Consider the following 23,294-nt stretch of genomic DNA (forward strand, 5'->3'; position numbering starts at 1 on the left):
GTTTGAGTATGTCGATTACCCTTAGCGACAGCGCTGCCGCGCGAGTAAGCTCTTTTCTGGCGAACCGTGGTAAAGGCTTTGGCCTGCGACTGGGCGTACGTACCTCCGGCTGTTCTGGTATGGCTTACGTACTGGAGTTTGTTGACGAACCGGCGTCTGATGACACCGTGTTTGAAGACAAGGGCGTGAAGGTGGTGGTCGATGGCAAAAGCCTGCAATTTCTCAACGGCACTCAGCTGGACTTTGTAAAAGAAGGCCTGAACGAAGGGTTCAAATTTACGAACCCGAACGTCAAAGACGAGTGTGGTTGCGGCGAAAGCTTCCACGTTTAACCGCGTTCCGCTGTTATACCGATTAATTCGTGTTGCAGAAAGGCGGCAAGCGAGTGAATCCCCGGGAGCTTACTTAAGTAAGTGACTGGGGTGAACGAGCGCAGACAACGCATCTGCAGCGCGAAGTAAGAAGGTATAACCCCACCGTGGCTGTGCTGCGCGTGGGGTTTGTTCTAACAGGCTACCCCTGAGATTGTTATGGATTACTTCACTCTCTTCGGACTACCCGCTCAATACCCGATTGATCTCCAGGCGCTGACGATCCGTTTTCAGGATCTCCAGCGTCAGTACCATCCGGATAAATTCGCCAGCGGGACGCAGGCAGAGCAGCTGGCTGCGGTATCACACTCCGCAACCATCAACCAGGCCTGGCAAACGCTGCGTCATCCGCTGGCGCGTGCAGAATATCTGCTCTCGCTCCACGGTTTTGATCTGGCGAGCGAACAGCATACCGTGCGCGACACCGCGTTTCTGATGGAGCAGCTGGAGCTTCGCGAAGAGCTGGATGAAATTGAACAGGCTAAAGACGAAGCGCGTCTGGAACGTTTTCTCCAGCGCGTAAAGGGCATGTTCGATACCCGCCATCAGCAGATGGTTGAGCAACTGAACAACGAGACCTGGGACGTGGCGGCAGACACTGTGCGCAAACTCCGTTTTCTCGATAAACTGCGAAGCAGTGCTGAACAACTCGAAGAAAAGCTGCTCGATTTTTAATTTCGGAAGCAATTATGGCCTTATTACAAATTAGTGAGCCAGGCTTTAGCGCCGCACCGCACCAGCGTCGTCTGGCGGTCGGTATTGACCTGGGCACCACCAATTCTCTCGTGGCGACCGTGCGTAGCGGCCAGGCGGAAACGCTGGCTGACGAGCAGGGCCGCCATCTGCTGCCTTCCGTGGTCCACTACCAGCAGCAGGGTCACGCTGTCGGCTTTGATGCCCGCGCCAATGCCGCGCGCGATCCGGCTAACACCATCAGCTCGGTTAAGCGCATGATGGGCCGCTCGCTGGCGGATATCCAGACCCGTTATCCGCATCTGCCGTACCAGTTACAGGCCAGCGAAAACGGCCTGCCGATGATTGCGACATCTGCCGGTCTGCTGAACCCGATTCGTGTTTCCGCTGACATCCTCAAAGCGCTGGCGGCGCGCGCGACGGCGACGCTCGGTGGCGATCTGGACGGCGTAGTAATCACCGTTCCGGCCTACTTCGACGATGCACAACGTCAGGGCACCAAAGACGCCGCGCGTCTGGCGGGCCTGCACGTGCTGCGTCTGCTGAACGAACCGACAGCGGCAGCCATTGCCTACGGCCTCGATTCCGGTCAGGAAGGGGTGATTGCGGTTTACGATCTCGGCGGCGGGACGTTTGATATCTCTATCCTGCGCTTAAGCCGCGGTGTGTTCGAAGTGCTGGCCACCGGCGGGGATTCCGCGCTCGGCGGCGATGACTTCGACCATCTGCTGGCGGACTACATCCGCGAGCAGGCGGGCATCAGCGATCGCAGCGATGCGCGCGTCCAGCGTGAACTGCTGGATGCGGCCATCGACGCCAAAATCGCCCTGAGCGATGCACAGTCCGTCAGCGTGAACGTCGCAGGCTGGCAGGGTGAGATTACCCGCGATCAGTTCAGCGAACTGATTGCGCCTCTGGTTAAGCGTACCCTGCTGGCCTGCCGTCGCGCATTGAAAGATGCAGGCGTTGAGGCTAACGAGGTGCTGGAAGTGGTCATGGTTGGCGGGTCAACCCGCGTGCCGCTGGTACGTGAGCGCGTAGGGGAATTCTTTGGCCGCACGCCGCTGACCTCTATCGACCCGGACAAAGTGGTTGCCGTGGGTGCCGCTATCCAGGCCGATATCCTGGTCGGCAACAAGCCGGACAGCGAAATGCTACTGCTGGACGTCATCCCGCTGTCTCTGGGTTTAGAAACCATGGGCGGCCTGGTGGAGAAAGTCATTCCGCGTAACACCACCATTCCGGTGGCGCGCGCGCAGGAGTTTACGACCTTCAAAGACGGCCAGACCGCGATGTCCATCCACGTGATGCAGGGCGAGCGCGAGCTGGTGCAGGACTGCCGCTCTCTGGCGCGCTTTGCGCTGCGAGGAATTCCGGCGCTGCCGGCGGGCGGGGCGCATATTCGCGTCACCTTCCAGGTAGATGCGGACGGTCTGCTGAGCGTGACGGCGATGGAAAAATCCACCGGCGTGGAATCGTCTATCCAGGTGAAGCCGTCCTACGGCCTGACTGATGGCGAAATCGCCTCCATGATTCAGGACTCAATGAGCTACGCCGAGCAGGATGTGAAGGCGCGTATGCTGGCGGAACAAAAAGTGGAAGCCGCACGCGTGCTGGAGAGCCTGAACGGCGCGCTTGCTGCCGATGCCGCGCTGTTAAGCGCCGCTGAGCGCCAGGTGATTGACGAGGCTGCTGCGCGCTTAAGCGCCGTGGCCGAAGGCAATGACGCTGACGCAATAGAAGAAGCCATTAAAAACGTTGATAAACAAACCCAGGACTTCGCTGCTCGCCGCATGGACAAATCTGTCCGCGTCGCGCTGAAAGGCCAGTCCGTGGACGAGGTTTAATATGCCAAAGATTGTTATTTTGCCTCATGCGGACCTCTGTCCGGATGGCGCTGTTCTGGAAGCGAAGACCGGTGAAACCATTCTCGATGTAGCCCTGCGTGCAGGTATCGAAGTGGAACACGCCTGTGAAAAATCCTGTGCCTGCACCACCTGCCACTGCATCGTGCGTGAAGGTTTTGATTCTCTCGCCGAGAGCACCGAAGACGAAGACGACATGCTGGACAAAGCATGGGGTCTGGAGCCAGACAGCCGCTTAAGCTGCCAGGCCGCGGTGACCGATGAAGATCTGGTCGTGGAATTCCCACGCTACACCATCAACCACGCACGCGAGCATTAATATGGGACTGAAGTGGACTGACAGCCGTGAAATCGGCGAAGCGCTCTACGACGCGAACCCGGATCTCGATCCGAAGACCGTACGATTCACCGACATGCATCAGTGGATCTGCGATTTAGAGGATTTTGACGACGAGCCAAACGCATCCAATGAAAAAATTCTGGAGGCGATTCTGTTAGTCTGGTTAGATGAAGCAGAGTAAATCACTTAACGGGCTGCCTTCAGGCGGCCCGTTTGCTAATAAGGACAAATAAAATGACCGAAGCGATGAAGATTACGCTCTCCACGCTGCCAGCCGACGCACGCTGGGGCGAGAAAGCCACCTGGAGCATCAATAACGACGGTATTACCCTGCACCTGACGGGTAACGATGATTTGGGCCTGATCCAGCGCGCCGCGCGTAAAATTGACGGCCTGGGCATTAAGCATGTCACTCTGGCTGGCGAAGGCTGGGACACAGACCGCAGCTGGGCTTTCTGGGCGGGTTACAAAGGCCCGAAAGGCACCCGTAAAATTGAGTGGGCGAACCTCGATGAAGCCGGTCATAAAGAGCTGGAAAGCCGCCTGAAAATTATCGACTGGGTGCGCGACACCATCAACGCCCCGGCGGAAGAGTTGGGGCCTGAGCAGCTGGCGCAGCGCGCGGTTGACCTGCTGTGCGGCGTGGCGGACGACAAGATGTCCTACCGCATCACCAAAGGTGAAGACCTGCGCGAACAAAATTACATGGGTATCCACACCGTGGGTCGTGGCTCCGAGCGTCCTCCGGTCCTGCTGGCGCTGGATTACAACCCAACCGGCGATAAAGAAGCGCCGGTCTTTGCCTGTCTGGTCGGGAAAGGTATCACCTTCGATACCGGCGGTTACAGCCTGAAGCAGAGCGCGTTCATGGATTCCATGAAGTCCGACATGGGCGGCGCGGCGACCATTACCGGCGCGCTGGCGTTCGCCATCACCCGTGGTCTGAACAAGCGCGTGAAGCTCTACCTGTGCTGCGCGGATAACATGGTGAGTGGCAATGCCTTCAAGCTGGGCGACATCATTCGCTACCGCAACGGTAAAAATGTTGAGGTGATGAACACCGATGCCGAAGGCCGTCTGGTGCTGGCCGATGGCCTGATCGACGCCTCTGCGCAGAAGCCGGAGCTGATTATCGACATGGCGACCCTGACCGGCGCGGCGAAAACTGCCCTTGGCAACGATTACCATGCGCTGTTCAGCTTCGACGACAAGCTGGCCGCTCGCCTGCTGGCCAGCGCGGCGGCGGAAAACGAGCCGTTCTGGCGTCTGCCGCTGGCCGAGTTCCACCGCAGCCAGCTGCCGTCTAACTTCGCCGAGCTGAACAACACCGCGAGCGCGGCGTACCCGGCGGGAGCCAGCACAGCAGCAGGCTTCCTGTCTCACTTCGTTGAGAACTACCATGAAGGCTGGCTGCACATTGACTGCTCCGCAACCTACCGTAAAGCGGCGGTTGAGCAGTGGTCAGCAGGCGCAACCGGTCTGGGTGTGCGTACCGTGGCGAACCTGCTGACGGCTGAGTGATCTTTTTTGCCGGGTGGCGCTACGCTTACCCGGCCTACAAAACCCGTAGGCCCGTGCAAGCGTTGCGCCGCCGGGCAATTGTGAAGTAGCCAAACTATGTCAGAAACCAAAAACGAATTAGAAACCCTGCTGGAGCAGGCGGCGACCGAGCCCGCCCACCGTCCGGCCTTTTTCCGCACGCTGCTGGAATCCACCGTCTGGGTGCCGGGCACCGCCGCGGAAGGGGAGCAGGTTGTCGAAGACAGCGCCCTGGATCTGCTGCACTGGGAGAAAGACGACGGCACGTCGGTGATCCCGTTCTTTACCTCGCTCGAGGCCTTGCAGGAAGCGGTAGAAGACGAACAGGCGTTCGTGGTGATGCCGGTGCGCACGCTGTTCGAAATGACCCTGGGGCAGACGCTGTTCCTCAACGCCAAACTGCCGACAGGGAAAGAGTTCACTCCGCGTGAAATCAGCCATCTGATTGGTGAAGAAGGCAACCCGCTCAGCACCCAGGAGGTGCTGGAAGGGGGCGAAACGCTGCTACTGTCTGAAGTGGCCGAGCCGCCCGCGCAGATGATTGACTCCCTGACCACGCTGTTTAAAACCATCAAGCCGGTAAAACGCGCGTTCCTCTGCTCCATCAAAGAGAGCGCTGACGAAAAGCCTGTTCTGCTGATTGGAATTGAGGCCGATGGCGATATCGACGAGATCATCCAGGCGGCGGGAAGCGTGGCGACCGACACCCTGCCGGGCGATGAGCCGATTGATATCTGTCAGGTGAAGAAAGGTGAGCAGGGCATCAGCCACTTTATTACCGAGCACATCACCCCGTTCTACGAACGTCGCTGGGGCGGCTTCCTGCGCGATCTCAAGACCAACCGCATTATCTGATTACGGCGGGGTGACCTTCACCCCGTTGCTTCCAGCAACAGTAAATCCATCAGCAGCACCAGATTCGACTCAAACGACGTCACCCCTGCGGCTTCAGCGGCGAAATGTACCGCTTCGTCATAGAGGGCAAAATGCACGTCGGCCATACCTGCCAGCGTATTGGCCGACGCGCGGGTAAACGCGACGATCGTCATGCCGACGTTTTTGGCGATCCGCGCTTTATCCAGCACCTGCTCCGTTTCGCCGCTGCGCGAAACGGCAATAAATACCTGATAGCGTGCGGCGTTGCTGAGAAAAATATTCCGGCTGTCCCCCGGTCCGGAGATGAACGCGGTTTTTCCCAGCACCTGCAACTTCTTGGTCAGGTACTCGGCAAAAAGATATGAAAACCCGGCGCCGTAGAGAAAGAAGCTCTCTTTCTGGCGCAGCAGGCTGGCAAACTGCTGGCGTTTGTCCTGGGTAACCCACTGGAAGGTCTGCTGATAGTTGGCAATAAACCGGGCAAAAAGCGCGGGCATTTCTGCATGTTGCGCAGACTGTACGGTGATCCGCGGCGTGTCAGAAAGCAGCTGCTTGCAGTGCCAGATAAACTCGCTAAAGCCGCTGAAGCCCAGCTTCTGGCACAGCCGCATAATCGTCGCGGTGGAGACAAATGTCGCCAGCGCCAGCTCGCGCACCGTGATATTGCCCACCAGCAGCGGATGCTCAGTGAGGTGGGCGAGGACGCGATACTCAGCGCGGGTCAGTGACGACCCGCGTGTTAACAGCGTTGCCAGGCGGTTATCCATTATTTCGCCGGTTCAACCGGTAGATCGTCCCGTGCACCCCATTCACTCCAGGCGCCGTCATACAGCGTCACGTCATTCGCGCCAAGGGTTGCCAGCGCCAGGATCACCACGCAGGCCGTCACGCCGGAGCCGCAGCTGGCAATAACCGGACGATGCAAATCCACGCCCTGACGTTCAAAAATGGCACGCAATTCATCGGTGGTTTTCAGCTCGCCTTCAAACACCAGATCGCCCCACGGCACGTTCAGCGCCCCCGGGATATGTCCGCGTTTCAGTCCCGGACGCGGCTCATCCGCTTCAGCGTTGAAGCGTGGAGCGGGACGCGCATCGACGATTTGGGCCGTGTTTTCGTGGCTCACGACCAGCACGTCGGTCAGGCGTTTCACCACGTATGCGTCGAACGTGGCATCGAATTCGCCTTCCGGCAGCGTCACGTCGCCCTGCTGAAGCGGCAGCTCGTCGCGCTTCCAGCCCGCAAGCCCGCCCGCCAGAATCGACACTTTTTCCACGCCGAAGTTTTTCAGCATCCACCACGCCCGCGGGGCGGAAAACAGATTACCTTCATCATAAACAACAAGATGTTTGTCTTTGCTGATGCCGAGCTCGCGCATCGCCACGGAAAACGCTTCCGGACGAGGCAGCATGTGCGGCAGGGGAGAGGTGTGATCGGAGAGGGCTTCGATATCGAAAAAAACCGCGCCAGGCAGGTGCCCTGCGCGATATTCAGCGGGAACGTCACGATGCTCCTGGCCCGGAGGGGCCATGCGCGCGTCGATAATCTGAACTTCCGGGTCGTCGCCGTGCTCAATCAGCCAGTCGGCGGCGACAAAATATGAGGTGGACATGGTTGCCTCCATTCTTTTCCGTAAAAAAGGATTGTCGGTGTTTTTTCTGACACCGACAAGTTAACCACGTTCAACTCGCGAGCAAGCCCCTATTTTTTCACCGCTTCACCGTCCTGCCATGCCTTTTGCAGCGCTGGCCAGTAGTCGCGGTTGGCTTCGATCATCTCATCCAGAATCGCTTTCGCGTGCTCCATGGTCGGCACGGTGCGGTTCAGGGTAAACGCCTGCAACGCTTTCTCGTAGCTGCCTTCGATGGTTGCCTCCACCAGCAGCTGTTCAGAAGCGAGCTGCTGTTGCAGGAGCGTCTGGTGGAACAACGGCACCTGACCCACGCGGACAGGCTCCGGCCCTTCGGAGGTGATATAGGCAGGTACTTCCACCACCGCATCGTACGGCAGATTGGTAATCGCCCCGCGGTTTTCCACCATCACCAGATGACGTTGGCGCAGGTTGAATGCCAGCGAGCAGGCGACATCGACGATAAATTCGCCGTGAACACCTACGTGGAAGGCGTCCGGTAAGATCCCGCTGCGCTGGTACTCTTCGGCGGCGGCAAACAGCTTTTTCTCACGTCCGTTCATCACTTCGTTGGCACGGGTATAGTCCGGGTTCTGATGCTCCACAATCTGGTTCGGCATCAGGTAGTACTGTAGATACGGGTTCGGCAGGTACTCCGGGAAGTTATCCATAATCGGCTTGATGTTGCGCCAGGTTTTCACCCATGACGGATCCGAGTGCTGCGGGTCGGTTTTGGCCGCGTCTTCCGTCAGCAGGCCAAACTTCGCGATATGTTTACGCAGCTCCGGCAGCTTGTCCTCGCCGTCCACCAGCACGCGGGTAAACCAGCCGAAGTGGTTGAGGCCAAAATAGTCCACCTCCAGTTTATGACGGTCCACGCCCAGAATGGCGCCCATATTGCGCATCGCGGCGACAGGCATATCGCAGATGTTCAGCACGCGTGCGTTGGGGCGCAGGCGACGCACGCCCTCAGCGACGATCGCCGCCGGGTTGGAGTAGTTCACGATCCACGCTTTCTCGTGCGCGTAGCGTTCCACCCTATCGATCAGCTCTACCATCGGCAGGATCGTACGCAGGCCATATGCCAGCCCGCCGGGTCCGCAGGTTTCCTGGCCGACCACTCCGTGGCGCAGCGGAATTTTTTCATCCTGCTCGCGCATTTTGTACTGTCCGACGCGCATCTGAGCAAAAACAAAATGCGCGCCGCTGAAGGCCACCTCCGGATCGCTGGTGACCGTAAATTTGATGCTCTGGCTGTGGTCGCGAATGACCTTTTCCACCACGGGCGCAATGGTGTTCTGGCGCGCCTCGTCGATGTCATACAGGCGAATCTCTGCCAGGGGGAAATCGTGCAGGCGTACCATCAGGCTTTTTACTATACCTGGCGTGTAGGTGCTGCCGCCGCCGGCAATCGACAGAATGAATGGGGGTGTTAACATCTTTAGCTCCTTTCAGAGAAACGTCTCAACGGCTTCTCGCATTTTTTTGACATGCAGCCCGTAGACCACCTGAACGTTGTTACCTTGTTTGATAATCCCTTTCGCGCCGGTCGCTTTCAGGCGCGGTTCGTCGATGATGGCGACGTCCTTCACCGTGACGCGTAAGCGGGTGTAGCAGTTATCAACCACCTGAATGTTTTCCCGACCGCCCAGACCGACGACGATCGATTCGCCCAGCCCGTCGTTATTTCCCTTCGCCTGGTATTCCTGTTTGCTGTAGAGGCGCGTCTCCCGATCGTCATCTTCACGACCGGGCGTTTTCATGTTGAAACGCAGAATCAGGAAGCGGAACACCACGAAATAAAGGGCGAACATGATCAGCCCGACCACGATGTACATGGGCCAGTTGGACTTTTCCGTGCCGAGCGGCAGGTTGTAGAGAATAAAATCGATAATTCCGTTGGCGCCGATGGCGTGAACGCCAAACAGGGTGAACAGCATCATGCCAATGCCGGTCAGCACCGCATGCACCACGAACAACAGCGGGGCGACAAACAGGAAAGAGAACTCGATCGGCTCGGTTACGCCGACCAGCAGCGAGGTCAGCGCCGCCGGGATCAGAATGGCTTTCGCAATCGCTTTACGCTCTGGCTTCGCGGTCATGTACATCGCCAGCGCGGCGGCGGGAAGGCCGAACATCTTGCTGATGCCGCGAGCATCCCACACCACGGTGCTGCTGAGCTGCTTCACGTCCGGGCAGGCCATCTCGGCGAAATAGATATTGCGCGCGCCCTGGTAAGCCGTACCGCACACCTCCTGCGTACCGCCCAGTTCGGTATACAGGAACGGCGTATAGACCAGATGATGCAGGCCCGTCGGCACCAGAATGCGTTCAAGGAAACCGTAGATCGCCACCCCAAACGGACCGGACCCTTTGATCGCCAGCGCCAGGGCGCTTATTCCATGCTGTGCGTACGGCCAGAGTTCGCTCATGACCACGCCGAGCAGCATAGAGACTGGCAACATCACAATCGCGACAAAGCAGTGGCCGGAGTATATCGCCATCGCGCCGTTAAACTGGACACCGGAATATTTGTTGTACAGATAACCGGAGAGCGCCCCGGTCAGGATCCCGGCGAATACGCCCATCTCCAGCACCTGGACGCCCAGAACCATGCTTTGTCCGGCGGCTTTCATCTGCTCTGCAGGGGCCAGTTCTCCCTGAAGCTGTAACGTCACGTTCATGGCATTGATAAACACGATAAAAGTCACCAGCCCAATCAGCGCCGCGTAGCCTTTGTCTCGGGTTGCCAGGCCAATGGGGATCCCGACGGCAAACACCAGCGCCAGGTTGACCAGCACCGACACGGCAGATTTGGCGATCAGCTGGCCGATACTCTGGATCAGCGGATGGCCGAGAAACGGCAGGTACTCGGCCAGATTGCCGTTACCCAGCACATTCCCAAAGGCGATAAACAGACCGACGATAGGTAAGATAAGTACAGGTCCGTAAAGTGATTTTCCGAAATTTTGTAGGGCGTTCACGGCTCGTTTCATGGCTTTCTCTCTTATTGAACCGCGCACTCGGGGTGCGTCATGGTCATAAAACTAGCAGGCATGATGCGAGCTTATCCAGCTATCTTCTTGTTTTAAAAACAAATGACGCGAAAGGTAACATGTTACGTTACGCTGTGTGATCGCGGTTCCACCCTCGCATGCGAGCGCGATGCCATTCTGCGAGGCGCTTTCCAGATTATAAAATTGGACTTTTTGTATTAACGAAACTTGCGGATAATACTTATCCGGACGACGACCAACAGGCCCCTCAGGCCAGGGACATAGGATGAAACCGTTTCGCTTAGCTGCGATCTCTCTCGCGCTGCTCACCACCTTTACGCTTGTCGGCTGTGATAACAGCGATGACAAACCTCAGGCCGCTGCCCCCGCAGCGTCTACTACATCAGAACAGAAAACCCCGGCAAAACCGGATCCTGAAAAGCTGGCTAAGCTGGCCGCGCAGAGTCAGGGTAAGGCGTTGACGCTGCTGGATGCCTCTGAAGTGCAACTCGACGGCGCTGCGACACTGGTTCTGACCTTCTCTGTACCGCTGGATCCCAGCCAGGATTTTGCGAAAACGGTGCATGTGGTGGATAAAAAAAGTGGCAAAGTGGACGGCGCCTGGGAACTGGCCCCCAATCTGAAAGAGCTGCGCCTGCGCCATCTGGAGCCGAATCGTAATCTGGTCGTCACCGTCGAGCGTAATTTGCTGGCGCTGAACAAAGCGACATTCGGCATTGACTATGAAAAAGCGATCACCACCCGGGATGTTGAACCGACGGTCGGATTCGCCAGCCGCGGATCGCTGCTGCCGGGTAAAGTGGTGGAAGGGTTGCCGGTGATGGCGCTCAACGTCAACAATGTGGACGTGAACTTCTACCGCGTTAAGCCGGAGTCGCTGGCCTCGTTTGTCAGCCAGTGGGAGTACCGTAACTCGCTGACCAACTGGGAATCTGACAACCTGCTGAAGATGGCGGAACTGGTCTACACCGGCCGTTTCGACCTCAACCCGGCGCGCAACACGCGTGAAAAACTGCTCCTGCCGCTCAAAGATATTAAGCCGCTCCAGCAGTCTGGCGTCTATATCGCCGTGATGAATCAGGCTGGTCACTATAACTACAGTAACGCCGCGACGCTCTTTACCTTAAGTGATATTGGGCTGTCCGCTCACCGTTATCATAACCGCCTGGACATCTTCACCCAGAGTCTTGAAAACGGTGCGGCGCAGTCAGGCGTGACCATTACCCTTCTGAACGATAAAGGACAGACCCTGGCCGAGGCGAACAGCGACGCCGATGGTCATGCGAAACTGGAAACCGATAAAGAAGCCGCGCTGATCCTGGCCAGTAAAGATGGCCAGACCACGCTTCTTGACCTCAAACTTCCGGCGCTGGATCTGGCGGAGTTTGATATCGCCGGTAACCCGGGTTACAGCAAACAGTTCTTTATGTTTGGCCCGCGCGATCTCTATCGTCCGGGTGAAACGGTGATCCTTAACGGCCTGCTTCGCGACAGCGATGGCAAACCGCTTCCCGAGCAGCCTGTAAAACTTGACGTGCTGCGTCCGGACGGCCAGGTAGCGCGTACGGTCGTTGTGCAACCTGAGAACGGTCTCTATCGCTTCAACTATCCGCTTGATAGCAGCGCCCAGACCGGCATGTGGCATATTCGCGCGAATACGGGGGATAACCAGCAGCGCATGTGGGATTTCCACGTCGAAGATTTTATGCCTGAGCGTATGGCGCTGAATCTGACCGGGCAAAAAACGCCGGTTTCCCCGCAGGAGGATGTGGACTTTAACGTTGTGGGCTATTACCTGTATGGCGCGCCGGCTAACGGTAATTCTCTGCAAGGCCTGCTTTTCCTGCGTCCGCTGCGTGACGCGGTGCCTGCACTGCCTGGCTTCCAGTTCGGTGATATTGCCGAGGAGAACCTGAGCCGCAGCCTGGATGAAGTGCAGCTTACGCTGGACGAACAGGGGCGCGGACAGGTTACCACCGAAAGCCAGTGGAAAGAGGTGCACTCGCCGCTGCAACTGATTTTGCAGGCCAGCCTGCTGGAATCAGGCGGGCGTCCGGTAACGCGACGCGCCGAGCAGGCTATCTGGCCTGCGGCTGAACTTCCGGGGATCCGCCCACAGTTCGCCAGCAAGGCCGTGTACGACTACCGCACCGATACCACCGTCAACCAGCCGATTGTTGATGAGAACGGCAACGCCAGCTTTGACATCGTCTATGCCGATGCCAGCGGTGCGAAAAAAGCGGTATCTGGTCTGCAGGTGCGTCTGGTCCGTGAGCGTCGCGACTACTTCTGGAACTGGTCCGAGAGCGAGGGCTGGCAGTCTCAGTTTGATCAAAAAGATCTGGTTGAGGGCGAGCAGGAACTTAACCTCAAGGCCGATGAAACCGGTAAAGTCACCTTCCCGGTGGAGTGGGGCTCATACCGTCTGGAAGTGAAAGCCCCTGATAGCATGGTCAGCAGCGTGCGCTTCTGGGCGGGGTACAGCTGGCAGGATAACAGCGATGGCACGGGTGCTGCACGCCCGGATCGTGTGACGCTGAAACTGGACAAGCCATCCTATCAGCCAGGCGATACCATCAACCTGCATATTGCAGCGCCGGCCGCAGGCAAGGGCTATGCAATGATCGAATCCAGCGAAGGGCCACTGTGGTGGAAAGAGATCGACGTACCGGTTAACGGTCTGGATCTCGCCATTCCGGTGGATAAGGCCTGGAAACGTCACGATCTCTACCTCAGCACGCTGGTGGTTCGTCCTGGCGATAAATCTAAATCCGCCACGCCAAAACGCGCGGTTGGTCTGCTGCATCTGCCAATGGGGGACGAAAATCGTCGCCTGAGCATCGCACTTGATAACCCACAAAAAATGCGTCCGAACCAGACGCTTTCTGTGAAAGTGAAAGCCAGCGTAAAAGAGGGGGCTGTGCCACAGAAGGTGAACGTGCTGGTCTCGGCTGTTGATAGCGGCGTGCTGAACATTACCGACTACGTCACGCCGGATCCGTGGGAAGCTTTCTTCGGTCAGAAGCGCTATGGCGCGGACATCTATGATGTTTACGGCCAGGTGATTGAAGGTCAGGGACGTCTTGCCGCACTGCGCTTTGGCGGAGACGGCGATGAACTGAAACGCGGCGGTAAGCCACCGGTGAACCATGTCACCATTATTGCTCAGCAGGCGCAGCCGGTTACGCTTGATGCCAACGGTGAAGGCACCATCACGCTGCCGATCGGTGATTTCAACGGCGAACTGCGCCTGATGGCGCAGGCCTGGACGGAAGACGATTTCGGCAGCAGCGAAAGCAAAATCATTGTGGCGGCTCCGATTATCACCGAGCTTAACACGCCGCGATTCCTCGCAAGTGGCGATACCTCTCGCCTGACGCTGGACCTGACCAACCTTACTGACCAGCCGCAAACGCTGAACATTGCGTTAACCGCAACCGGTAAGGTGTCGCTCGAAGGTGCTCAGCCAGAGCCGGTTAAGCTGCCGCCTGGCGCTCGTAGCACTCTGTTTATTCCGGTGCGCGCGCTGGAAGGCTATGGCGATGGTGAAGTAACTGCTCAGGTGACGGGGCTTCAGCTCCCTGGTGAGACGTTTGCGCCGCAGCAGAAGAGCTGGAAAATTGGTGTACGCCCCGCATTCCCGGCGCAAACGGTGAATACGGGCACGATGCTGAACCCTGGCGAATCCTGGAGCGCGCCAGCACAGCATATCGACGGTTTCTCGCCTGCCACGCTACAGGGACAGCTATTGCTCAGCGGTAAACCACCTTTGAACCTGGCGCGCTACATTCGTGAACTTCAGGCCTATCCATACGGATGTCTTGAGCAGACCACCAGCGGCCTGTTCCCGTCCCTCTACACCAACGCGGCACAGCTTACGGCGTTGGGCATTAAAGGCGACACCGACGATAAACGCCGTGCGGCCATTGATATCGGCATCTCCCGTCTGCTGCAAATGCAGCGTGACGATGGCGGTTTTGCCTTGTGGGATAAAAACGGCCCGGAAGAGTACTGGCTGACCGCCTATGTTACGGATTTCCTGGTGCGGGCAGGGGAGCAGGGTTACAGCGTGCCTGCCGAGGCGGTGAATAACGCCAACAGCCGACTGCTGCGCTATTTACAGGATCCGGGGATGATGTCCATCCGCTACAGCGACGACACCCAGGCCAGCAAATTTGCTGTCCAGGCGTATGCTTCGCTGGTGCTGGCTCGTCAGCAAAAAGCGCCGCTCGGTGCACTGCGTGAAATCTGGGAGCGTCACGCTCAGGCCGCTTCCGGGCTTCCGTTGATGCAGCTGGGCATGGCACTCAAACTGATGGGGGATACACCGCGCAGCCAGCAGGCGCTGGATCTGGCTCTCAAAACACCCCGTAACGACAGCCGAAACTGGATGGCGGATTACGGCAGCCAGCTGCGTGATAATGCCCTGATGCTCTCCCTGCTGGAAGAGTACAAGCTGCTGCCGGATGCGCAAAACAGGCTGTTGAACGCGTTATCTGAAGACGCGTTCAGCCAGCGCTGGCTGTCAACCCAGGAGAGCAATGCGCTGTTCCTGGCTGGACGTTCACTGCAAACCTTGTCAGGCGCGTGGCAGGCAACGACCACCCTCTCTGAACAGACCCAGAGCAGTGATAAAGCGCAGGTAGAAAACCTGAACGGCGACCAGCCTGGTGCCTTGCAGGTGACGAATACCGGCACGACGCCGCTGTGGGTACGACTGGACACTACTGGCTATCCGGAGTATGCGCCCCAGCCATCTTCTCACGTCTTGCAGATTGAACGTCATATCCTGTCGACAGACGGCAGCAGCAAGTCGCTCTCTTCACTTAAGAGCGGTGAGCTGGTTCTGGTGTGGCTGGAAGTGAAGGCAAGCCAGAACGTACCGGATGCGCTGGTGGTGGATCTGCTCCCGGCAGGTCTGGAGCTGGAAAACCAGAATCTGGCGAGCAGCAGCGCCAGCTTGCAGGACAGCGGCAGTGAAGTGCAAAACCTGCTGAATCAGATGCAACAGTCTGATATTCAGCACATGGAATTCCGCGACGATCGCTTTGTGGCCGCCGTGCCGGTCAATGAAGGTCAGCCGGTCACGCTGGTTTACCTGGCCCGTGCCGTTACGCCGGGAACCTACCAGGTGCCTGTTCCTATGGTCGAGTCCATGTATGTTCCGCAGTGGCGGGCAACGGGGGCGGCCAGTGGCCCGCTGATCGTTGTTCCGTAAGATGCAGATAGCACGCCTGATTCGCTCCCGCTGGCTGTGGCTTGCGGGAGCGCTTCTCTTTTTAGGGGGGCTGATTGTCGCCGCTGACCGCGTGTGGCCGTTGCCCCTGAAAGAGGTCAACCCTGCGCGAGTGGTGGTGGATGAGCAGGGTGTTCCGTTGTGGCGTTTTGCCGACAGCGAAGGCATCTGGCGCTATCCGGTTACCATTGAAGAGGTTTCCCCACGCTATCTTGAGGCGCTGATCCAGTATGAAGATCGCTGGTTCTGGGATCACCCTGGCGTCAATCCGCTTTCTGTACTGCGTGCCGCCTGGCAGGATCTCACCGCCGGGAGAGTGGTTTCTGGCGGGAGCACGCTTACCATGCAGGTGGCACGTCTTCTGGATCCGCATCCGCGTACCTTTGGCGGTAAAATTCGTCAGCTGTGGCGGGCGATGCAGCTGGAGTGGCATCTCTCCAAGCGTGAAATCCTGACGCTGTATCTCAACCGTGCCCCGTTTGGCGGCACGTTGCAAGGCGTGGGCGCGGCAAGCTGGACTTATCTTGGCAAACCGCCGTCTCAGCTGAGCTATTCCGACGCGGCGCTGCTGGCTGTACTGCCACAGGCACCCAGCCGTCTGCGCCCCGACCGCTGGCCGGAACGTGCCGAAGCGGCGCGGAACAAAGTGCTCGACCGCATGCTGACTCAGGGCGTCTGGTCTGAGAAGCAGGTGAAAGAGTCCCGTGAAGAGCCGGTCTGGCTGGCCCCCCGGCAGATGCCGCAGCTGGCGCCGCTCTTTTCCCGCATGATGTTGAGTAAAAGCCGCGACACAAAAATAGTCACCACGCTGGATGCAGCTTTGCAACGACAGCTTGAAGAGCTGGCAATGAACTGGAAATCGCGCCTGCCTGCCCGCAGTTCACTGGCGATGATCGTCGTGGATCATACATCCATGAAAGTGCGTGGCTGGGTAGGCTCGGTAGATATCAATGATGACAGTCGCTTTAGTCACGTGGATATGGTCAATGCGATCCGATCGCCGGGATCGGTCCTCAAGCCATTCATCTATGGCATGGCGCTGGACGATGGCCTGATCCATCCCGCTTCGTTATTACAGGATGTTCCAAGAAAAACGGGGGATTATCGCCCCGGCAACTTTGACAGCGGTTTCCATGGGCCGGTCAGCATGAGCGAAGCCCTGGTGCGTTCCCTCAACCTGCCTGCGGTGCAGGTACTGGAAGCGTACGGCCCAAAACGTTTTGCAGGCATGCTGAGCAACGCGGGATTACCGCTCATACTCCCCGCGGGTGCGCAGCCCAACCTCTCCCTGATCCTGGGTGGCGCTGGGGCACGCCTGGCTGATATCGCTGCCGCCTACAGTGCCTTTGCGCGGCAGGGGCAGGCGGGCCGGTTGCGTTTACAGCCGGGCGATCCGCTGATCGAACGTCCGCTGCTGTCGCAGGGGGCGGCGTGGATCATTCGTCGCATTCTCGCCAGTGAAGCACAGCCCCTGCCGGACAGTGCGCTGCCCCAGGTTGCGCCGCTGGCGTGGAAAACGGGCACCAGTTACGGCTACCGGGATGCCTGGGCCATCGGGCTGAACGCCCGGTATGTCATTGGAATCTGGACCGGACGTCCGGACGGCACGCCCGTTGCCGGGCAGTTTGGTTTCGCCAGCGCAGTTCCGCTCCTGAATCAGGTCAATAACATGCTTCAGTCCCGCTCGATGGTGGATGAAGCCCGTCTGCCGCGCGATCCGCGTCCTGCAAGCGTAGGACGGGGCGTGATTTGCTGGCCGGGGGGCCAGTCCCTGCCTGAAGGGAACGAAAACTGTCGGCGTCGGCTGTCAACCTGGCTGCTGGAAGGCAGTGAACCGCCTACGCTGCTGCTGCCGGAACAGGAAGGTATTCGCGGGATCCGTTTCCCGGTCTGGCTGGATAAAGAAGGCAAACGCGTCGCAGCGGATTGTCCTGATGCGACAGAAAAAGTGCTGGATGTCTGGCCGCTGCCGCTGGAGCCCTGGCTGCCTGCTGCCGAAAAACGGGCCGCTCGTCTCCCCGCCCGTTCAGCGGTTTGCCCTCCGCTGGATAATCATAATGCGGCGCCGCTGATGTTGTCAGGCGTCAGAGAAGGGGCGGTAATTAAACGTCTTCCGGGTGAGAAAAACATGACCCTGTTCGTTTCAACCAGCGGCGGGGAGGGGCAACGATGGTGGTTTTTGAATGGAGAACCGCTGGACGGACATCAGAAGAATTATTCACTGCAATTATATTTACCGGGTAAATATCAGTTAGTTGTATTAGATGAAACAGGACAAACGGCGACGGTCAATTTTGAGTTAGATCGCTAAGTGTTACTCCTCAAGAGTTAGCTTGATAATTATCAATATCCGTTCCTGAAAAAAAACGAGAATGCGTTTTTATTTTAAGGAACGAGCAATGGAAAAAAATAAACATCAGGGAGAGGGGACTATTCCCGCCATATCCCGGCGTCAGTTTATTCAGGCAGGATCGGCGCTCGCCGCTCTGCCTTTTGTCGTCAAAACCGGCAAAGTACAGGCACAGGGCGCGGCGGTTTCAGACACTACGCCTGAAGAAAAAGTGGTGCAAACCTGTAGTACGTTTGACTGCGGCGGCAAGTGTGATATTCGTGCTCACGTCAGTGAGGGCGTTGTGACCCGAATTTCTACGCGTCCGGATAACGCGTTGGATCCGCAAATGCCCGTAATGCGCGCCTGCGTGCGTGGCCGGGCTTATCGGAAATTTGTTTACCATCCCGATCGACTGAAATACCCAATGAAACGTGTAGGGAAACGTGGCGAAGGAAAATTCGAGCGTATTACCTGGGATGAAGCCACCACCCTTATTGCGAATCAATTAAAAACTATTACGCAAAAATACGGTGCGGCTTCACGCTATGTTCATGTGGGCACCGCTGTGTCCGGCGGGACTTTTTCCGGCGATAAAATGGTTCGTCGTCTGCTCAACTTAACCGGCGGCTATCTCGAAAGCTATCACTCTGTCAGTATGGGTAACACGGCGGCAGCAACGCCGTATACCTATGGCACCGCTGCCAGCGGCAGTTCTCTGGACACGCTGCTGGACACCAAACTGGTCATCCTCTGGGGACATAACCCGACGGAAACGATCTTTGGTCACAGCAACCACTTCTACCAGAAGATGAAGCAAAACGGCACTCGCTTTATTGTTGTCGACCCTCGCTATTCCGATACGGTTTCCTCCCTGGCCGATCAGTGGATCCCGCTGCTTCCCACCACGGACAACGCCCTGATGGACGCTATGATGTATGTGATCGTCACGGAGAACCTGCACGATCGCGACTTTATTCAGCGCTACACCCTGGGCTTTGACGAAGACACTATGCCAGAAGGCGTTCCGGCCAATGAATCCCTGATGGCTTACCTTAGCGGCGCAAAAGATGGCGTGGCGAAAACGCCCGAGTGGGCAGAGAAAATCACCCACGTGCCTGCACAAACAATTCGGCAACTGGCGCGCGACTACGCAACCACCAAACCCGCTGCGCTGATCCAGGGCTGGGGACCGCAGCGTCATAACTGCGGCGAGCGCACCGCGCGCGGCTCGACGTTGCTGGCTACGCTCACGGGTAACGTCGGGGTGAAAGGCGGTTGGGCAGCGGGCTATGGCGGCTGCGCAAACCGGAAATTTGCCGCCGGACCAGAAATGCCGGACAACCCGGTCAAAGCCAAAATATCGGTGATGAACTGGGTGCAGGCCGCCGACGATGCCTCTCAGGTCACCGCGGACGTCGGCCTGAAGGATGCCGAAAAGCTGGACAGCAATATCCGCATCCTGTTCTCGCTGGCGGGAAATTATCTGGCTAACCAGAACCCGGATCTTCATCAGGCAACCCGTGTCCTGGAAGACGAGTCGAAAATTGAGTTTATCGTCGCAAGCGATCTGTTTATGACGCCGAGCGCCCGATACGCCGACCTTCTTTTGCCGGAAACCAGCTTTATGGAACGCTGGAATATCGGCGAAACCTGGGGCACGGCAAGCTATCTGATCCTGTCAGAAAAGCTCATTGAACCTGAATTTGAACGCCGTTCAGACTACGACTGGCTGCGGGAGGTCGCCGCTAAGCTTGGCGTCGAACCCGCGTTCAGTGAAGGGCGTGACGAAAAAGCGTGGATTGAGCACATCTGGGAGCAGACGCGTCTTTCCATGCCTGACGAAAACCTGCCGGACTTCGCGACGCTACAGAAGACGCGTCAGCACCTTTTCAAAAGCGCGCCGTTCGTCGCCTTTGAAGACAACATTCGCGATCCGCTGAATCATCCGTTCCCGACGCCGTCCGGAAAAATTGAGATCTTCTCGAAGCGTCTGTACGACATGCATCACCCGGAAATTCCGGCGCTGTCGCACTACGTGCCTGCCCATGAAGGGCCGGAAGACGCGCTGGCGAAACGCTTCCCGCTCCAGCTGATTACCTGGAAAGGAAAAAACCGCGCTAACTCCACCCAGTACGCCAACCCGTGGTTAATTGAGGCGCAGCAGCAAAAGCTGTGGATCAACCCGCAGGATGCGCAAAATCGCGGCATTGCGCAGGGAGATACCGTGCGTATTCATAACGCGCGCGGCATTTGCGAGATCCCGGCGGAGGTCACGCCGCGCATCATTCCAGGCGTTGTGGCCATGCAGGCAGGTGCCTGGTGGCAGCCGGACGAGCAGGGTATTGATAAGGGCGGCTGCGCGAACGTGCTCAGTTCCGCACGTATTACCGCGCTTGCGAAAGGGAATTCCCATCAAACCATGCTGGTGGAGGTAGCTAAAGCATGAGTCAGTTTAAACATTACGCACCGGTAAGCGACAAACAGCTGGGTTTTTATATCGACTCTTCTCGCTGCTCGGGCTGCAAAGCATGTCAGGTAGCGTGCAAAGATAAAAACAACCTTGAGGTCGGACGTCGTTTCCGTCGCGTGTACGAAGTTAATGGCGGGAGCTTTATCCCGACCGGGCAGGGTGGCGTCAGCAATAACGTTTTTGCCTACACGCTCTCTATCTCCTGTAACCACTGTGCCGACCCAATCTGCACCAAAAACTGTCCGACCACTGCGATGCATAAGCGTCCGGGGGACGGTATTGTGCGCGTAGATACTGATAAGTGCGTCGGCTGCGGCTACTGCGCGTGGTCATGCCCTTACGGCGCGCCACAGCTCAACGAGCAGACCGGGCAGATGTCCAAATGTGATTTCTGCGTGGATCTACAGGCGAAGGGGGAACAGCCTGTCTGTGTGGCAACCTGTCCTCTCGAAGCGATTAAATTCGGGCCGATTGATGAACTGCGGGCGAAGTATGGTGCGGTCTGTGATGTGAAAGGCTTGCCTGATTCCTCCATCACCAAACCGAACCTGGTGATCAAAGCGCATCAGGGCGCAGAGAAAGAGGGGAAACGTCATGCATGAGTTACCGCTGCTGATTTTTACGCTGTTCCTGCAAGGATCGGTTGGCGTTACGCTGTGGCTGGCCTTCGGAAGCACGCAACGCAGCGTGCTGCTGCCGGCTGCCGGAGCGTTTGTGTTGGCCAGCCTCGGTCTGCTCGCCTCCGCGTTGCACATGGGCTATCCACTTAATGCGTTCAACGCGCTGCGTCACGTATCCAGCTCCTGGCTGAGCCGTGAGATTATCTTTGCCAGTCTTTATCTTGCGGCACTTGGCCTCGCAACGCTGCTGATGTTTGTCAAAAAACCAGGCTGGAAGCCGCTGTTGGTTGTGGCAGGTCTTGTCGGGCTGGTGGATGTGTTCTGCATGGCGCAGATCTACATGCATGCATCCGTGGTGACGTGGCATCACATTAATACCCTGTTGCTGTTTATTGGTTCGGTGGGAATTATCGGTTCAGCCTGCATGGCCGTTGGGGCACGTTCCCAGACTCGCGTGCGAACGGCGATTGTCATTATCACGCTGCTGGTGATTGCACGTCTGGTGATGCAGCCCGTCTGGCTGGCAGATATTACGGCTATGGACAACACCGTTGTGACGTTCCCACACGCACCGTTACAAATGCTGGAGCAACTGCGAACCGTGCATCTGCTGAGCTGGTGCGTTTCCGTTGCGGGTATGCTGTGCTTTGCTGCGGGCGGCTTAAAAGCGGCGCGAGGCACAATGCTGTTGGGCAGCGCCTTGCTGATTGTGGGTGAGCTAATGCTGCGCTTTGTTTTCTTCAGTATTGGCTGATGGGCGGATTAACCTTTGCCCCGGCGATGGACGTGACGCATGCGTGCGTCCGTCGCCGTTTTCGCCACTCTTCCTGCTGCGCCTGCGCGGACGTCTGTCCCGTGCAGGCTTTTTCTTTTAACGACACCGGCGTCTCGGTTGATGACAGCCGCTGTATTGAATGCGGTGACTGCCTGTTTGTCTGCCCCGCTGAAGCCATCACCGGCATCACGCCGCGAAAACGTTTTCTGTGTGGCGATACGCTTGTTGGGCCTTTTACTGACCGTGCGCCAGGGGTGAATGAGCTTCTGCTGTGGCACGCGCAGCACCACGTTCGTTTTATCAGTATCGACGCGGAGCAGAATCCTGACTGGTTGCTGGCGATTGCCCGGCTGAATCTGGCGCTTCGTCGACGTGGTGAAGCAGCGTGGGCGTTTAAACATATACCCGTCAACGAGGTAAATACCGCCCGGCGTGCGCTGATGCACGTTCCCCGTGAGGATGTCCGGGTCTGTTGCGTCGTGCCCGGTCAGCGTGAGCTGCGCAGGGCGTTTTCTGCGTTTAGCGAGGCAGAGATAACTCTCGATACCGAATCCTGCGTACTCTGCGGCGCGTGCTGGCGGAGTTGTACGGAAAACGCGATTCGGTTTGAGAACGCTGAACTGGTCGTGGAAACCGGACGCTGTACGGGGTGTGGCGGCTGCGAAGCGGTATGCCAGCATGCGGCGATAAACGTGACGCAAACAGACGGGACAGCGAAAAGCGTGACCATACCGGCATATGAAGCCGTTTGTTTGACGTGCCACCGCCATTTCTGGTCATTTAGTTCTGATGAAAAGCAGTGTCCGCTCTGTTTTCACCATCAGTACGGCATGCGAAATACGAGCTGTTGCTAATCTTCGTCTCATTTTAAAAAAATGTTATGCATAACCATAGGCAATGGCGCTATTGCTCTTTATAATCCGCGCCACACCATACTCAGGTATGCAAAAACAACAGAACATTTTACAGAGGTTATCAATGGCTATTGAACGTACTTTTTCCATCATCAAACCAAACGCGGTGGCAAAAAACGTTATTGGCAGCATCTTCGCTCGCTTTGAATCAGCAGGGTTTAAGATCGTTGGCACCAAAATGCTGCACCTGACCGTTGAACAGGCTCGCGGTTTCTACGCTGAGCACGAAGGTCGCCCATTCTTTGACGGTCTGGTCGAGTTCATGACTTCTGGCCCAATCGTGGTATCCGTACTGGAAGGCGAAAACGCGGTACAGCGTCACCGCGATCTGCTGGGTGCAACCAACCCGGACAACGCGCTGGCAGGTACTCTGCGCGCTGACTACGCAGACAGCTTCACCGAGAACGGCACCCACGGTTCCGACTCTGTTGAATCTGCTGCTCGCGAAATCGCGTTCTTCTTTGCAGAAGGCGAAGTGTGCCCGCGCACTCGCTAATAATTTCGTAAATGCCGCGTGCAAACGTGGCATCCCTGCGCCAGACTTTGTACAATGCAACGCCCCGGACGAGCAGACTGCTTACCGGGGCGTTTCTTTTCAACCCACCAAGGGCCACAA

At 57.6% G+C, this 23,294-nt stretch carries 18 protein-coding genes; 14 read left to right on the top strand and 4 right to left on the bottom strand.

Going from position 1 to position 23,294, the window contains the following annotated elements; translation table 11 throughout:
* Positions 1–8: 8 nt before the first annotated feature.
* The 7 genes from iscA (at position 9) to sseB (ending at position 5,663) form a co-directional block, all read left to right on the top strand.
* Positions 9–332 (top strand): iron-sulfur cluster assembly protein IscA, encoded by a 324-nt coding sequence (gene iscA / locus ACOT1A_RS02845; RefSeq protein WP_003860659.1) that lies wholly within the window; start codon positions 9–11, stop codon positions 330–332.
* A gap of 198 nt (positions 333–530) precedes the next feature.
* Entirely contained in the window at positions 531–1,046 is a 516-nt protein-coding gene (hscB, locus tag ACOT1A_RS02850; protein WP_022649017.1) for a co-chaperone HscB, read from the top strand.
* A gap of 14 nt (positions 1,047–1,060) precedes the next feature.
* Positions 1,061–2,911 (top strand): Fe-S protein assembly chaperone HscA, encoded by a 1,851-nt coding sequence (hscA, locus tag ACOT1A_RS02855; RefSeq protein WP_069596819.1) that lies wholly within the window; start codon positions 1,061–1,063, stop codon positions 2,909–2,911.
* A gap of 1 nt (position 2,912) precedes the next feature.
* Complete coding sequence (fdx, locus tag ACOT1A_RS02860; protein WP_003860652.1) at positions 2,913–3,248, top strand: ISC system 2Fe-2S type ferredoxin; 336 nt, start codon at positions 2,913–2,915, stop codon at positions 3,246–3,248.
* A gap of 1 nt (position 3,249) precedes the next feature.
* Positions 3,250–3,450 carry a Fe-S cluster assembly protein IscX gene (gene iscX, locus ACOT1A_RS02865; protein WP_058646161.1) on the top strand — a complete coding sequence of 67 codons (201 nt, stop codon included), beginning with the start codon at positions 3,250–3,252 and terminating at the stop codon, positions 3,448–3,450.
* Between the two features lie 53 nt (positions 3,451–3,503).
* A complete protein-coding gene (pepB, locus tag ACOT1A_RS02870) occupies positions 3,504–4,790 on the top strand; it encodes an aminopeptidase PepB (RefSeq protein ID WP_058646162.1) in 1,287 nt (428 codons plus the stop codon).
* A 96-nt stretch (positions 4,791–4,886) separates the two neighbouring features.
* Positions 4,887–5,663 carry an enhanced serine sensitivity protein SseB gene (gene sseB / locus ACOT1A_RS02875; RefSeq protein WP_058646163.1) on the top strand — a complete coding sequence of 259 codons (777 nt, stop codon included), beginning with the start codon at positions 4,887–4,889 and terminating at the stop codon, positions 5,661–5,663.
* A gap of 17 nt (positions 5,664–5,680) precedes the next feature.
* On the opposite strand, the gene ACOT1A_RS02880 is transcribed toward sseB, so the two are convergent.
* The 4 genes from ACOT1A_RS02880 to ACOT1A_RS02895 all read right to left on the bottom strand — a co-directional run bounded on the left by ACOT1A_RS02880 (position 5,681) and on the right by ACOT1A_RS02895 (position 10,310).
* Entirely contained in the window at positions 5,681–6,451 is a 771-nt protein-coding gene (locus tag ACOT1A_RS02880) for a MurR/RpiR family transcriptional regulator (RefSeq protein WP_023300717.1), read from the bottom strand.
* Positions 6,451–7,296: a 3-mercaptopyruvate sulfurtransferase gene (gene sseA / locus ACOT1A_RS02885; protein WP_039272090.1), complete on the bottom strand. Its 846-nt coding sequence runs from the start codon at positions 7,294–7,296 to the stop codon at positions 6,451–6,453. Before sseA ends, ACOT1A_RS02880 begins: the two co-directional genes overlap by 1 nt.
* A gap of 89 nt (positions 7,297–7,385) precedes the next feature.
* Positions 7,386–8,753 (bottom strand): 6-phospho-alpha-glucosidase, encoded by a 1,368-nt coding sequence (locus ACOT1A_RS02890; RefSeq protein ID WP_022649011.1) that lies wholly within the window; start codon positions 8,751–8,753, stop codon positions 7,386–7,388.
* 12 nt (positions 8,754–8,765) lie between these two features.
* Complete coding sequence (locus ACOT1A_RS02895; RefSeq protein ID WP_045308550.1) at positions 8,766–10,310, bottom strand: PTS transporter subunit EIIC; 1,545 nt, start codon at positions 10,308–10,310, stop codon at positions 8,766–8,768.
* Positions 10,311–10,596: 286 nt separating this feature from the next.
* Between ACOT1A_RS02895 and ACOT1A_RS02900 the strand changes: the two genes are divergently transcribed.
* The 7 genes from ACOT1A_RS02900 to ndk all read left to right on the top strand — a co-directional run bounded on the left by ACOT1A_RS02900 (position 10,597) and on the right by ndk (position 23,174).
* Positions 10,597–15,549, top strand: a complete 4,953-nt coding sequence (locus tag ACOT1A_RS02900; protein ID WP_045308551.1) for an alpha-2-macroglobulin family protein — start codon at positions 10,597–10,599, stop codon at positions 15,547–15,549.
* A 1-nt stretch (position 15,550) separates the two neighbouring features.
* Positions 15,551–17,878: a peptidoglycan glycosyltransferase PbpC gene (gene pbpC, locus ACOT1A_RS02905; RefSeq protein WP_171935821.1), complete on the top strand. Its 2,328-nt coding sequence runs from the start codon at positions 15,551–15,553 to the stop codon at positions 17,876–17,878.
* An 88-nt stretch (positions 17,879–17,966) separates the two neighbouring features.
* Positions 17,967–20,345, top strand: a complete 2,379-nt coding sequence (locus ACOT1A_RS02910) for a DMSO/selenate family reductase complex A subunit (RefSeq protein WP_341484502.1) — start codon at positions 17,967–17,969, stop codon at positions 20,343–20,345.
* The gene (locus ACOT1A_RS02915) at positions 20,342–20,971 is read left to right on the top strand and encodes a DMSO/selenate family reductase complex B subunit (RefSeq protein WP_022649006.1); all 630 of its coding nucleotides are present in this window, start codon (positions 20,342–20,344) and stop codon (positions 20,969–20,971) included. Before ACOT1A_RS02910 ends, ACOT1A_RS02915 begins: the two co-directional genes overlap by 4 nt.
* Positions 20,964–21,743 (top strand): dimethyl sulfoxide reductase anchor subunit family protein, encoded by a 780-nt coding sequence (locus ACOT1A_RS02920; protein WP_063163664.1) that lies wholly within the window; start codon positions 20,964–20,966, stop codon positions 21,741–21,743. The genes ACOT1A_RS02915 and ACOT1A_RS02920 overlap by 8 nt, the downstream gene beginning before the upstream one ends.
* On the top strand, positions 21,743–22,618 hold the full coding sequence (locus ACOT1A_RS02925) for a 4Fe-4S binding protein (RefSeq protein WP_063163663.1): 876 nt from the start codon (positions 21,743–21,745) through the stop codon (positions 22,616–22,618). The genes ACOT1A_RS02920 and ACOT1A_RS02925 overlap by 1 nt, the downstream gene beginning before the upstream one ends.
* A 124-nt stretch (positions 22,619–22,742) precedes the next feature.
* Positions 22,743–23,174, top strand: coding sequence for a nucleoside-diphosphate kinase (ndk, locus tag ACOT1A_RS02930; protein ID WP_003860625.1), 432 nt, complete (start codon positions 22,743–22,745; stop codon positions 23,172–23,174).
* The last annotated feature ends 120 nt before the right edge of the window (positions 23,175–23,294 follow it).

Origin of the sequence: Enterobacter cloacae complex sp. SYL003, assembly GCF_049236925.1 — a bacterium.
GTDB lineage: Bacteria > Pseudomonadota > Gammaproteobacteria > Enterobacterales > Enterobacteriaceae > Enterobacter > Enterobacter intestinihominis.